This window comes from Myroides sp. C15-4, from assembly GCF_050522745.1.
Taxonomy (GTDB): domain Bacteria; phylum Bacteroidota; class Bacteroidia; order Flavobacteriales; family Flavobacteriaceae; genus Flavobacterium.
The window spans coordinates 1-13,950 of the sequence record NZ_JBMVQX010000051.1 but is presented as its reverse complement, the minus strand read 5'-3'; the positions used below and the strand labels follow the sequence as shown (position 1 = coordinate 13,950).

Annotated in this window: 11 protein-coding genes; 7 read left to right on the top strand and 4 right to left on the bottom strand. The window is 37.4% G+C overall.

Annotation, left to right across the window (positions count from 1 at the left end; translation table 11 throughout):
• Positions 1-416 precede the first annotated feature (416 nt).
• A complete protein-coding gene (locus ACPDHL_RS15475) occupies positions 417-2,339 on the top strand; it encodes a polysaccharide biosynthesis protein (protein ID WP_430533635.1) in 1,923 nt (640 codons plus the stop codon).
• A gap of 59 nt (positions 2,340-2,398) precedes the next feature.
• Here the strand turns inward: ACPDHL_RS15475 and ACPDHL_RS15470 are convergent, their stop codons facing one another.
• The 3 genes from ACPDHL_RS15470 to ACPDHL_RS15460 form a co-directional block, all read right to left on the bottom strand.
• The gene (locus ACPDHL_RS15470) at positions 2,399-3,031 is read right to left on the bottom strand and encodes a hypothetical protein (protein WP_430533634.1); all 633 of its coding nucleotides are present in this window, start codon (positions 3,029-3,031) and stop codon (positions 2,399-2,401) included.
• Between the two features lie 56 nt (positions 3,032-3,087).
• Entirely contained in the window at positions 3,088-3,816 is a 729-nt protein-coding gene (locus ACPDHL_RS15465) for a YggS family pyridoxal phosphate-dependent enzyme (protein WP_430533633.1), read from the bottom strand.
• 61 nt (positions 3,817-3,877) lie between these two features.
• The gene (locus tag ACPDHL_RS15460; RefSeq protein ID WP_430533632.1) at positions 3,878-4,324 is read right to left on the bottom strand and encodes a GNAT family N-acetyltransferase; all 447 of its coding nucleotides are present in this window, start codon (positions 4,322-4,324) and stop codon (positions 3,878-3,880) included.
• A gap of 83 nt (positions 4,325-4,407) precedes the next feature.
• Between ACPDHL_RS15460 and ACPDHL_RS15455 the strand changes: the two genes are divergently transcribed.
• Positions 4,408-5,859 (top strand): PLP-dependent aminotransferase family protein, encoded by a 1,452-nt coding sequence (locus ACPDHL_RS15455; RefSeq protein WP_430533631.1) that lies wholly within the window; start codon positions 4,408-4,410, stop codon positions 5,857-5,859.
• 89 nt (positions 5,860-5,948) lie between these two features.
• Here the strand turns inward: ACPDHL_RS15455 and ACPDHL_RS15450 are convergent, their stop codons facing one another.
• A complete protein-coding gene (locus ACPDHL_RS15450) occupies positions 5,949-7,013 on the bottom strand; it encodes a 2,3-butanediol dehydrogenase (protein WP_430533630.1) in 1,065 nt (354 codons plus the stop codon).
• Positions 7,014-7,244: 231 nt separating this feature from the next.
• On the opposite strand from ACPDHL_RS15450, the gene tpx reads away from it, so the two are divergent.
• The 5 genes from tpx to ribB all read left to right on the top strand — a co-directional run bounded on the left by tpx (position 7,245) and on the right by ribB (position 13,747).
• A complete protein-coding gene (gene tpx, locus ACPDHL_RS15445) occupies positions 7,245-7,742 on the top strand; it encodes a thiol peroxidase (protein ID WP_430533629.1) in 498 nt (165 codons plus the stop codon).
• 148 nt (positions 7,743-7,890) lie between these two features.
• Positions 7,891-10,404: a DNA translocase FtsK 4TM domain-containing protein gene (locus ACPDHL_RS15440; RefSeq protein ID WP_430533628.1), complete on the top strand. Its 2,514-nt coding sequence runs from the start codon at positions 7,891-7,893 to the stop codon at positions 10,402-10,404.
• 16 nt (positions 10,405-10,420) lie between these two features.
• Positions 10,421-11,065 carry a LolA family protein gene (locus ACPDHL_RS15435; protein ID WP_430533627.1) on the top strand — a complete coding sequence of 215 codons (645 nt, stop codon included), beginning with the start codon at positions 10,421-10,423 and terminating at the stop codon, positions 11,063-11,065.
• A 9-nt stretch (positions 11,066-11,074) separates the two neighbouring features.
• A complete protein-coding gene (locus ACPDHL_RS15430; protein ID WP_430533626.1) occupies positions 11,075-12,586 on the top strand; it encodes an LptF/LptG family permease in 1,512 nt (503 codons plus the stop codon).
• A gap of 24 nt (positions 12,587-12,610) precedes the next feature.
• Positions 12,611-13,747 (top strand): 3,4-dihydroxy-2-butanone-4-phosphate synthase, encoded by a 1,137-nt coding sequence (gene ribB / locus ACPDHL_RS15425; protein ID WP_430533625.1) that lies wholly within the window; start codon positions 12,611-12,613, stop codon positions 13,745-13,747.
• The last annotated feature ends 203 nt before the right edge of the window (positions 13,748-13,950 follow it).

Sequence of the window (13,950 nt, the reverse complement as noted above, 5' to 3'; positions counted from 1 at the left end):
TGATTACGCAAGTAGTCAGGCTTTTTTTTTGGATTATGGTGATGGGAAATGGGAGAAGAGTAGAATCTGCTGGTGAATACTGTATTTTTAGTTCCTTACTCTACTTATGATTCGAATAGCAAGTAAAAATAGACTGTGAAAAGGCCTATTTTTTAAATGAAACAGAGCGAAAATTTAACAATGGATAGCTAGTTTGAATGCGTATTGTCTTTATTTATCTTCTATATTACTTCTCAATTTGTGTATTAATAGTTAAAAATATTATAAATGTAGATATTTTTGAATATTTGCTTGTTTTTTAGCTAATTTTCTTAAATTAGTCAAGGTTATAGAATGATCAGAGCTTTTTTTAGCTAAATAATGTTGAAAATGTATTATCTTTGAAAAAAAAGAAAATACCATCCAATTATATTGCTATGATTGATCGTTTGAAAAGTAGATTGAAAAGAGATATCCCCAGGGGAATTATATTCTTCATAGATATTCTGATCATTCTCTTTACTTATTTTATTTCTTTACTTTTCTTAAGTAATTTTTACGGTACCTATGAAGTAGAGTTATTCTATATTAAATTGCCAGTTGTTTTAGGAGCTTATATCCTCAGTTTTTGGCTAGTGAAACCGTATCGCAGTCTAATTAGACAAACGTCCATTAAGGATATTGAATTGGTTTTCATCACTTGTCTATTCGCCAGCGTTTTGATCACAATACCAGCAGCTTTACAGCGTAATGGTATTCTTTCTGGTGAGCAAATGGATGATTTTGTCCGCCAGTCTTATTCTTTTATTGTGATGCATATGTTGCTGTCTGCAGCTATGTTAGTTTGTGCTCGTTTGTTTTATAGTCAGTTTTACCGCAGTTATATTTTAGAGGTACGCAATGAAAAGCGCGTATTGATTTATGGTGCGGGCGATTCTGGATTAATAACATTAAATGCATTAGCAGCTGATACGAAGGTTCGAACGCAAATCATTGGTTTTGTGGACGATAATGATAAAAAAGTAGGACAGCGAATTGCAGGTTATCGCATTTATGGAAGTAAAGAGCTCAGTACGACGTTTGTGCTGCAAAATCGCATTGATGATATTATTATTTCCATTCAAAATATTCAGCGAGAGCGTTTGAATGAAATAGCAGAGCACTTGGTAGAGCTACCCGTTAAGATTAAGATTATTCCACCTGCCACCGATTGGTTAGATGGAAAATATACAAATAGGCAGATTAAAGAATTGCGTATTGACGATTTATTAGGACGTAAGGCTATTAATTTAGAGAATCCTATTATTGCAAATGAGATGCAAGGTAAAGTAGTGATGATTACGGGTGCAGCTGGTTCAATTGGAAGTGAGATCGCTAGACAGGTAGCACTATTTGATTTTAAGCAGTTGATTTTGATTGATCACGCTGAATCTCCACTTTATGACGTGCAACAATCGATGGTTTCTCAACACCCAGATCGCATCGTATACGTTGTAGGGAACATTCGAGAAGAATCAAATATGCGTTCAGTTTTTGCAACCTATAAACCTGATTTAGTTTATCACGCAGCAGCCTATAAGCACGTTCCATTAATGGAGAGCTATCCTTATGAGGCTATTTATACCAATATAAAAGGAACAAAGAATATCGCAGATTTATCCGTTGCTTTTGGTGTTCAGAAGTTTGTTATGGTGTCTACTGATAAAGCAGTAAACCCTACCAATGTTATGGGTGCAACAAAACGTGCGGCAGAGATTTATGTTTCTAGTTTAAAAGATAAAGGAAAAACGAATTTTATCGTCACGCGATTTGGAAACGTATTAGGATCAAATGGGTCAGTAATTCCGTTGTTCAAACGTCAATTGGATGCAGGTGGACCCTTAACAGTAACTCATCCTGATATTACACGTTATTTTATGACAATTCCTGAAGCATGTCAATTGGTGTTAGAAGCTTCTATCATGGGGAAAGGTGGTGAAATTTTTGTTTTTGATATGGGGAAATCCATGAAGATTATAGATTTAGCTAAGCGCATGATTCGATTAAGTGGTTTTGTGTATCCTGATGATATTGATATTAAAATTACGGGATTGCGACCAGGTGAAAAGATTTTTGAAGAGCTTTTAGCTAATGATGAAAATACGGTCAAAACACACCATGAAAAAATTATGATTGCTCAAGTGAGGAATCAGGATTTAATGGAGGCCAAGCATATAATTGAAGCACTTTGTGAAAGTGTGTTAGCAGAAGAAACCAAAGACGATATGATGTTTCTCGTTACAGAATTAAAGCGAATTGTGCCTGAGTTTAGGTCACAAAATTCAGTTTTTACTTCTTTAGATGAAACGATAACATGCTAAAATAAAGCGGTTGTTCTTTTAGAACATCCGCTTTATTTTTTTGAAGATGTCAAATGCTCCTATTGTTTTTGCCAAAGTTCGATACTTTGGAATTTTATTTCTTTGATTGTATTTCCTTTTTTGTCGCCAATCGGTTTTTCAAATACAACCCAGTACATCATTCGTCTTTGACTGTCTGGATTCGTATAGATACAACTTAAAAGGGGAGAATCAGGATTATTTCCACTTCCGTTTTTGTATTTCATTGGCGTTGTACAAAACGGACTTAATTCATTGTAGTTGGTATTATAGGCATAGGCATCGTTTGCGTATTTTACTTCTTGTTTACTGTTTAAGGTATAGGTACTTTGAAGTAAAAATTGTGCGCCATAATACAGTTTGCCCTTTTGTTTGAATTGTTCTACAGTAAACCTACTTTCTTCCGCTGTAGTGAAGGGAATATAGTACATTTTGTCCCCCTCAAAGCCATCGAAGATGCTATAGGATAGATTGCCTATTTTTACTTCTTTGTTATCAATGTCAAAAGTTTGCAAGAGCTGTTGAATATTTTCAGGGTTTGGTTGGTCAAGGGTCATCTCATAGAGCAATTCACCTATTCTTTCTCCAAAAGGTTTAGCTTGAGCCATCCCCAGTTCAGAAAGGAGTAGTAGAGAAAAGAGCGCTAATAAAGTGTGTAAATTGTAAATTTTCATAGTATTTGTGTTTAAATTTAAAAAATACAATTTTTATGCCAAACTTCCCCAATCTTTTATTTGTTTTCGTTCCAATAGTAGCTATCTGGATAGATGCGCTCACCAAATATAGCTGTACCAACGCGTACTATTGTAGCTCCTTCAGCAATGGCGATTTCTAAATCACCACTCATTCCCATGGATAATTCTTTCATTTCTACCTGAGGAAGATTGAGTTGAATAGCTTGTTGTTGTATGCTTTTGAGGAGCTTAAAGCAGGGGCGTATTTGCGCTTCGTCTGCACTAAATAAGCCAATGGTCATGAGTCCTTTTATTCGCAAGGTGTCGAATTGAGCCACTTCTTGGATTAAAGCCAGTGCTTCTTCTGGAGCCACGCCAAATTTACTCTCTTCTTGAGAGGTATTGACCTGAATTAAGACCTCTATTTTTTTGTTTTCCAAGGTTAAACGCTGGTGTAATTTACTAGCCAGATCCAATCGATCAACAGAGTGAATACAAGTGACATCGTATTTTAAGATGTCTTTAATTTTATTGGTTTGCAGGTGACCAATGAAGTGATTGATTGGCTTAAGATCAACCAGATCGTGGTACTTTTCTTTTATTTCTTGGATTTTGTTTTCACCTATTAGGGTTTGACCTGCTGCGATTGCCAATCGAATTCGATCAGCAGGCACTGTTTTTGTCGCTAGGAGTAATCGAACGTCTTGCGGATCTCTGTTGTTGGCAATACAGGCTCTTTCGATGCGTTGTAGAATGAGCGCTAAGTTTTCTGGAATGTGTGACATAGGAATAAATTTATAAGAAAAACAAAATTGGCGAAGTCGAAACTTCGCCAACAAACTAGACTTATTTCCACCAATTATAGTAGTTATGCACTCCATCGTATTGAAAATCACATTTCGGATAGAGATTATTACCAATGATGTTCGTTTTTTCGGTTTCTAGCATTAAGCCACAAGCACCTGTTTCTTCACACCATTTTTTACTGCGGTCTATTAAAGCAACTGATAATCCCTTTCCTCTGTGATCGGGATGTACAAATAAATCACTTAATAGCCATTGTTTTTGTAATTTAATGTAGTGAAAAAGCTTGTACAATTGTACGAAACCCACGGCTTTGTTATCGAGTATAGCCAAGAATATATCGGATTCGCCTTGGAGAAGTCGTTCTTTAATGAATTTTCTACTTCCTTGTAAATCTGCTTCTTGACGATAAAAGATACGGTAAAGATTGAAAAGAGTTGCTGTTTCTTCTAAATCTTCTAGACTTGCTTTTTTAATTGTGTACTTCATCTTTATTTTTCTTTTACGTGGCAAAAGTATAGGCTATTAGGACTATCTTTGTGGTCCAGATATGTTATAATTAGTAGTCCACTATGTTGCCATTTGAAAGAATTATAGCGATTGATCGCGAGAGTAAGATACCTATTTATAGACAGATTGCCATTGCTTTTATTAATGCAATTAGTCAAGGGATACTCAAGGCGAATACCCATTTGCCAAGCACACGTGATTTGGCCAAATTATTAGAAGTTCACCGCAAGACGATAGTCGCGGCATATGAAGAGTTAGAAGCACAAGATTGGGTAGTATCTGTTCCGCGTAAATACGTTGCTGTTTCGGATAAGATTCCCCATTTAAAACCGAAAAAATGGTCGGAGGAAATGGCTAGCCCAGCATCGTACGCAGCTCCATTTACATTGTCTTTTAAGCAAATTACACCTCCTAGATTAAAAGAAACTACGGCTTTGCCTTCGGTCATTTTGGATGATGGTTTTCCCGATGTTCGACTTTCGCCTATTGATGATTTACTCAAACTATATCGTTCTTATACCTCAAAGAAACACAGCATACGCAATGCTACGTTTGGCACTGCACAAGGTAGTTTGAAGTTGAGAGCCGTTTTGGCTGCCTATCTATCAGAAACCCGGGGGGTAAATATTGAAAAAGAGCACCTTTTAATTACCCATGGTGCGCAAATGAGTATCTACCTAGCTGCTCAGCTTTTATTAGGCCCTGGCGATACGATTGTAGTGGGAAAACCCAATTATGGGATGGCTAGTCAAGTCTTTGAGCAAACAGGAGCAACTGTGTTGGAAGTGGCTGTAGATGACAATGGGCTCGTTGTGGAAGCGGTACAAGAAATTTGCCAAAATAAGGCTATAAAAGCGATTTATGTGATTCCTCACCACCATTATCCTACCACAGTAACGCTGAGTATTGAACGTCGTATAGCTTTATTAAAACTATCGCAACAGTATGGGTTTGCTATTATTGAAGATGATTACGATTATGACTATCACTATGCTTCCTCTCCCTATTTGCCTTTGGCTAGTAGCCAACACAGTGGGAATGTCATTTATATTGGGTCATTCTCTAAACTGTTAGATCCCTCCATTCGCATTGGCTTTATGGTTGCACCCTTTAATTTTATTGAACAAGGAGTGGCCTTGCGCAAATTGATCGATGTGGGGGTTGATGGCTATATGCAAAATGCCTTGGCTGAATTGATTCGACAGGGTGAATTAAAACGACATATTAAAAAAGCTAAAAAATGTTATTTCTCGCGTAGAGATTATTTAGATCAATTGTTGCGTTTGCATTTAGCTGCTGCTGTAGATTATATGCTGCCTTCTGGTGGTATGGCCATATGGTTAACCTTAAATAAGCCCTATCGTGTTGAGCAATTGTTGAATCATCCACAGCTTGCTATTAAACGTGTGGATAAGGAACTTAATGCTTTTCGCTTTGGTTTTGCTTCGATGAATGAAGTAGAATTGGAACAAGCCGTATTGCTGTTGAAGAGTATTTTAACGGTGGACAATTAACAATTGAATATAAAATAAAAAAGACTTGGGGATCCCCAAGTCTTTTTTGTGTAGCTAATCCAGGTGATTATTCCCTTTTATAGTCGTTCTTATTTAGCAATATCAATGAGGATTTTAACTTGGGAAGGACTTTTGATTAAGGCTTCAAACCCTTGATCTACAATATTTTCTAAATCAATCTTACTCGTGATTAACTTTTCAACTGGCATGCGACCACTGGTAATTAATTTCATGGTTTGCGGGAAGATATTGCGGTAAGCGATTACACCTTTCACGGTAATTTCGCGCAATACTTGTTGTAGGGCATCGTGTTGTACCGGTTGACCAAATAGAGCAACGAGAACGGCGGTTCCTCCGTTTCTCACTAGGTTTAATCCCGTGTCATAAGACGCCTGCACCCCTGCACAATCTAGAAAAACGTGAGGGCCTAATTGATCTGTAACTGCTTTTATCTTTTGGTTTAAATCTGGATCTGTAGCATTGAAAACATGTGTTGCTCCGATTTCTTTTGCTTTTTCCAGGCGTTTTTCAGCGACATCTGTTACGATTACAGTACTGGCACCTGCTGCTAAAGCGGCTTGTACACACAGGAGACCAATAGGGCCTGCTCCAGAGATAAACGCTGTTTCACCAAGTTGTAATCCACTTTGCATAACAGCATATACGGCTACAGCTGCTGGCTCAACCATTGCACCCTGTTCAAAGGTCATGGATTCAGGCATTTGATGAACCATATAATCTTCAACAACAACGTAATTAGCAAAACCTCCATCACCTGCTAATCCAATAAATCCAAGGTGTTCCCCTAAGTTGTATTGTCCTGCAGTAGTAAACGGGCTATCAAAGTTTTTATATATGGGTTCCACCACCACGCGATCTCCTTTTTTAAGGTGTGTTACACCTTCACCTACTTCTTCAATAATACCAGAAAATTCATGTCCCAAAGTTGTTACTCCTTGGTGTCCGTTGAGTGGGTAAGGGGCATCCATTGGAATTAATTGAGGGCCGTGGTTGTACTCGTGTAGGTCTGAACCACATATACCAGCAAATTGAACTGCGATTTTAACTTGTCCTTTTTTGGGTTGTGGGATAGCGATTGCTTCCACACGAATGTCTTTGGCAGCATACCAACGTGCAGCTTGCATTGTTTTCATAGGTGTTTTTTTTATATGTTTAGTTCAAAATTAAGAAAAGTAGGGGTATAAAATGTAGCTTAGAAGTTAAAGGTATATAAATTAACGAGCTTTAAGAAAAGAAGTTTGCCTAGATGGAGGTGGTGTAAGGAAAGGGTGAGTTTATTGTATTTTGCGATAAGACTTCGCAATATTTAAGCGTAAAACTTAGGCATTTTTTCGTATTTTTGTTTGAATTAAAAAACGAAAGGTATGGCAACAGTAACATTAAAAAATAATCCATTTCACACAATTGGAGAATTACCAAGTATCAATACAGTAGCTCCAGGGTTTGAATTAGTAGGAACAGATTTAGCAGTAAAAAAACTAAGTGATTTTGCTGGTAAACGAGTGATATTGAATATTTTTCCAAGCGTTGATACGCCTACATGTGCTACATCAGTACGCACATTTAATCAAAAAGCAGCACAAGTAGAAAACACGGTTGTGTTGTGTATTTCGAAAGATTTACCTTTTGCACAAACTCGTTTTTGTGGAGCAGAGGGAATTGAAAATGTGGTGATGTTGTCGGACTTCAGAACGGGAGCATTTGGAAAAGCATACGGACTGACTTTTACCGATGGGCCATTGGAAGGATTGCTATCACGTGCAATCGCAGTAATTGACGAAAACGGATCTGTGGTTTATACAGAGCAAGTGGCTGAAACTGCGAATGAACCAAATTATGAATTAGCTTTAGCCGCACTATAGGCGTATAAAGACATCTAGTAAAAAGAAGATATTTTTATTAAAAGTTGTTTGCTTGTTAACCAAAATAGACAGCCTTTTTTAAAAATATCTTTTACTTTATTAAATTAGCTAGAAAAAAAGGGCTTATTTTATCAATTGCAACGAATAAATGGAAAGAGAAAGTAAATCAACAAAGAAAAAAAAATCCCCCATTGAAACTAAAAAATACGATACAACGATTTTAAAGAATTCTCGTTTTTTATTTTCTATCTTATTGATTATTATAGGTATATCCCTTACTTTGAGTTTCGTTTCTTATTTCCTTTCGGGAATCGAAGACCAAAGTAATTTGGCAGAAGTAGGAGATAGAGAATTGGAAGTTCACAATTGGTTGGGAAAACTCGGTGCCTACTTGGGGCATGTTTTTATTTATAAAGGATTTGGATTGGCCTCTTTCTTTTTTGCCAAGCTATTAATTCACAGCGGGGTATATGCCTTTTTTGGTATTGCATCCCGCAGAATAAAAAAAGTAGTTTTTTGGGATCTCACCACCATGATTTTGTTGGGTAGTTTCCTTGGTTTTTTTTGGAAACAAAATCCACTGCTAGGTGGAACGGTTGGGTATGAGATTAATTTGTATTTAACAGATTACCTAGGAACAGCAGGAACAATCTTGCTCATTTGCTTTATTACGATTGTTTTTCTCTTGTTTCGCTATAAGCTATCTCCAACCAAGATTAGAGATTTTATCTCAGCAATACCCGCTAAATTTTCTTCACTTTCTGCTAGGACGAAATTGGATGATGCTACATTTGATCAAATCACAACGCCTGTTAAGGAAGCACCCAAAGAAGCTATCGTTGATCCTGTACCTGTAGCAGAAGAAAAAGAAGAAGACTATAGCCTTGTTATGCCGCCAAAACACGAGGATGTTGTGGCAGATAAAGAAGAAGTAAAAAGTACAACTTTTGCTATTGATCACAAGAGTATTAAACCAACGATAGGACATAGTTCCGAATTGAATTTACACCCTAAGAAAGAAGAAGTTCTCGCGGAAGAAGAAGCGGTTAAAGGTTCTTCTGAAGATTTTGTAATTGAAGCAATAAAAGAGGAGGGAACGGTTGAGGAAAATCTAGCTGCCAAATTGGTGCAAGATTTTGGAGAATTCGATCCAACGTTGGAATTGTCAAACTATCAGTTTCCATCCATCGATTTATTAAAAGATTATGGGACGGGTAGTATTACAATCAATCAAGAAGAATTAGAAGAAAATAAAAATAATATCGTAGAAACCCTGCGAAATTATAAAATTGATATTGCTCAAATTAAGGCGACTGTTGGACCGACGGTAACGCTATACGAAATTGTACCCGAGGCAGGGGTTCGCATCTCGAAGATTAAGAACCTAGAAGATGATATAGCCTTGTCTTTGGCGGCTTTGGGCATTCGTATTATTGCGCCAATTCCCGGAAGAGGTACCATTGGTATTGAGGTTCCCAATACAAGTCCGTCTATTGTTTCGATGCGCAGTGTGATTGCGTCGCCTAAGTTTCAAAGTGCAGAAATGGAATTGCCTGTAGCATTAGGAAAGACAATTTCCAATGAAACTTTTGTGGTGGATTTAGCCAAAATGCCACACTTGTTGATGGCAGGAGCAACAGGACAAGGAAAATCCGTTGGATTGAATGCTTTATTAGCCTCTTTGTTGTATAAGAAACACCCAGCCGAAGTAAAATTCGTTTTGGTGGATCCGAAGAAAGTAGAGTTGACGTTATTCAACAAAATTGAACGCCATTACTTGGCGAAATTACCCGACTCAGAAGAAGCTATTATAACTGATAATACCAAGGTTATCAATACGTTAAATTCTCTTTGTATTGAAATGGACAATCGCTATAGTTTATTAAAAGATGCGATGGTCCGCAATATTAAAGAGTACAATGAGAAGTTCAAGCAACGCCGTTTGAATCCAGAAAATGGGCATCGTTTTTTACCTTATATTGTCTTGGTGATTGATGAGTTTGCCGATTTAATTATGACGGCTGGTAAGGATGTTGAAACGCCGATTGCTCGTTTGGCTCAGCTGGCTCGTGCGATTGGAATTCACTTAATCGTAGCAACTCAACGTCCATCAGTGAACGTAATTACGGGAATTATTAAGGCAAACTTCCCTGCGCGAATTGCCTTTCGCGTAACCTCGAAGATTGACTCCCGTACTATTTTGGACCAACAAGGAGCAGATCAGCTCATTGGTAGAGGAGATTTACTCTATACACAAGGAAATGATTTGGTTCGCGTACAATGTGCCTTTGTTGATACGCCTGAGGTAGACAAGATTACGGAGTTTATCGGTGGACAAAAAGCCTACCCAGACGCCTATCTATTGCCAGAATATGTGGGTGAAGAAGGTGGCGGAACGGATTTCGATATGGATATTAGCGAAAGAGATGCTTTATTTAGAGAGGCTGCGACTGTAATTGTCAATGCTCAACAGGGATCCGCTTCTTTATTACAACGCAAATTGAAATTGGGATACAACCGAGCTGGGCGAATTATTGATCAATTGGAAGCCGCAGGTATTGTGGGGCCTTTTGAAGGAAGTAAGGCTCGTAGCGTATTGATTCCCGATACAATAGCGTTGGATCGCTTCTTCGAAGAAGAACAAAAAGACTTATTTAATTAACAAATTAGACTGAAACATGAAAAAAATAGTATTGCTTTTATTGACTTGTACAACCGTAATCACGTATGGACAAAGTAGTCAACGCGCTAAAAACTATTTGGATGAAGTAAATAAAAAAATAGCGGGTTATACCTCAATATCGATTGATTTTCACTACTCGCAAATAGATGGGAAATCTGGAGATGTCAACCAAGAAACTGAGGGACATATCGATCTAAAGGAAAACTTGTATCGCTTGTCTTTTATGGATATGACGCGTATTTTTGATGGAAAAAAGATATATACAATTAGCGAGGAAGATCAGGAAGTAACCGTTTCCAAATACGATCCCAACAAAATTGACAATGCCTTGCCTTTGCAATTTTTAGCCTTTTATAAAACGGGTTTTGATTTGCAATGGGATATTGCTCAAAATATAAAAGGAAGAGAAATTCAATATATCAAATTAATTCCAACAGATAAAAAATCGGGAATTAAAGAGGTTTTAGTTGGCGTAGATCACGCTACAAAACAGATCTATAACAAAATTCAGGTAAACAAAAATGGCTCGAAGTCTATCCTAACGGTTAAATCTTTTAAAACAAATCAAAGTTTGTCGAAAAATCACTTTACCTTTACGAGCGCAGATTATCCAAATTATTACATCAATAACATAGATTAATTACGCTACGTGAAAATACTTGATCGCTATATACTAACCTCTTTTGTGTCAACGCTGTTTACAGTGTTTATCATTCTCTATTTTATTTTTATTTTACAGGGAGTCTGGCTATTCATCACCGAATTAGCAGGAAAAGATCTGGACTTTTTTATCATTGTGCAGTTCTTACTGTTTTATTCCCCTAAGATGATACCCTTGGTGTTGCCTTTATCGGTATTGTTGGCGTCGATTATGACCTTTGGTAACTTCGCCGAACACTATGAATTTGCTGCGATGAAAGCATCGGGTATTTCTTTAAAACGCGCAATGCAACCCTTATCTATTTTTATTGCGGTGTTGGCTTTTGTGTCGTTTTGGTTTGCCAATGATGTGATTCCCAAAGCAGAGTATCGCTTTATTAATATGCGAAAAGAGATCCTACAAACCAAACCAGCTATGGCTATTGCAGCAGGGCAGTTTAATGATGTAGGTTCTATTAATATTAAAGTAGATAAAAAAACAGGAGAGAAAGGGCAGTATCTCGAGAATGTAACCATGCACATTAAGTCTCAATCGGGCTATGACAACAAAGCAGTTATTCGCTCCGTTGATGGGGAATTAGCCTCAAATAATGAAACGAATATCTTGAATTTGCATTTATTTGATGGAAATTACTATGAAGATATCGTTCCAAAAACAAGTGCACAAATTCGAAAGAAACCCTTTGTTAAAGTGGCTTTTGAGAAATATACAATGAATATCGACCTGAATGCCTTACAGGATGATGGTGCGCAACGCGAAGAAATTAAGAATACCTATCATATGTTGAATATCAAAGAGTTGTCGTATACGATTGATTCTTTGGAATCCGCTTTAACCAAAGAGAAAAAATCGAATACGGAGAATTTATTGGTACGATATAACAATATTTACAATCCATACAGTTACGATAGGAAGAAAAAAGATACGCCAGAAGAGGCAGTGAAGGATAGTTTAGCTCCCAAAGAGAAGGTGATCGATATGCAGGGCAACTACTTAGCAACTTTTACAGAAAATAGTCAGGGTAGAATTGTACAATCAGCCATTGATTATACCAACAATGTATTGTTTAATACGGAAAGTAATGATGCGTCGAGTTTAGCGCAAATTAAGAAGATCAACGATCACTATTTAGCGCTTTACGACAAGTTTGTCATTGCCTATTCCTGCTTTTTGATGTATTTCATTGGTGCACCATTAGGGGCTATTATCCGTAAGGGAGGACTGGGACTACCTATCGTCTTTGCGGTGATCATTTTCATCTTGTACCACTTTGTCAATACCTTTGGTAAGAAGTTAGCACAAGAGGACGGGATTCAACCGATTCTCGGTGCGTGGGCAGGAGCTTTAATCTTAACGCCTTTGGCTATTTTTCTAACGCTAAAAGCAACGAGAGACAATGGAGAGGTGAATTTCTTAGGGTTTTTCTATACCCTTGGTGATTTCTTTAAACGATTATTTACCAAAAAAACAGATACCGAAGAAAAACAAATGATTGAATAACACACAACAAAAAAATAGTTAATTATGTCAACGAATCACATTCAGCTACATACGATAGAAGAAGCTATAGAAGATATTAAAGCAGGAAAAGTTATTATTGTCGTGGATGACGAAGATCGTGAGAATGAAGGGGATTTTATAGCAGCAGCGGAGATGGCAACTCCTGAGATGATCAACTTTATGGCTACACACGGACGCGGATTAATTTGCGCACCTTTAAATGAGAAACGCTGTAAAGAATTGGATTTAAAACCCATGGTTCAAAATAATACCGTATTGCACCAAACGGCTTTTACCGTTTCGATTGATTTGATCGGAAATGGGTGTACGACGGGAATTTCTGTACAAGATAGAGCGAAGACCATTTTGTCTTTGGTGGATGAAGCTACAAAGCCAGAGGATTTAGGACGCCCAGGGCATATTTTCCCTTTGATTGCCAAACAAGGTGGGGTATTGCGCAGAACTGGACATACGGAGGCTGCAGTAGATTTAGCTCGTTTAGCAGGATTTAAATCAGCAGGTATTTTAGTAGAGATTTTAAACGAAGACGGTACCATGGCGCGTTTACCCCAATTGATTGAGGTAGCGAAGAAATGGGATCTAAAAATTATCTCTATTGAAGCATTGGTTGCTTACCGCATGAAACACGATAGCTTGATTGACAAAAAAGAAGATTTTGAAATTGAAACTCGTTTTGGAAAATTCCGTTTACGCGCCTATCAACAAATTACCAATAAGCAGATTCACGTCGCCTTAACAAGAGGATCGTGGAAACAAGAGGAGGCAGTATTGACTCGTATTAACTCCATGATTGGAAGTAACGATATTCTAGATGCGTTAAGTGGTAAATTAGATGTGCGTATTGAAGCCGCATTTAATAAAATTAACGAAGAAGGAAAAGGCGCTATTTTATTCATCAACCAAGATGCGCAAAACATTAGTCTATTGCGTCGTTTGAACTTTATTAAAGAGCAATTGGACGGTAAATTGGATATGGAAACACCTAAATTACCAGGAGATGAGAAAGATTTTGGAATAGGAGCACAAATCTTACACGATTTAGGCATTACAAATATCCGTTTAATGACCAACTCTGAGCCCGAAAAACGCGTGGGTATGATGGGCTACGGTTTAGAAATTACGGATTATGTAACCTATTAAATATTGGATTGTGAGTGAGTTGCGTTTGTATTGATTTTTTTTGTCAAAAAAAGATTTTATCTTGTTTGTATAATTGAAAAAACGCATTATATTTGCACTCGCAATACGGAAGTAAAGCAGACCACAGGAGAAATGGCAGAGTGGTCGATTGCGGCAGTCTTGAAAACTGTTGACTGTAACAGGTCCGGGGGTTCGAATCCCTC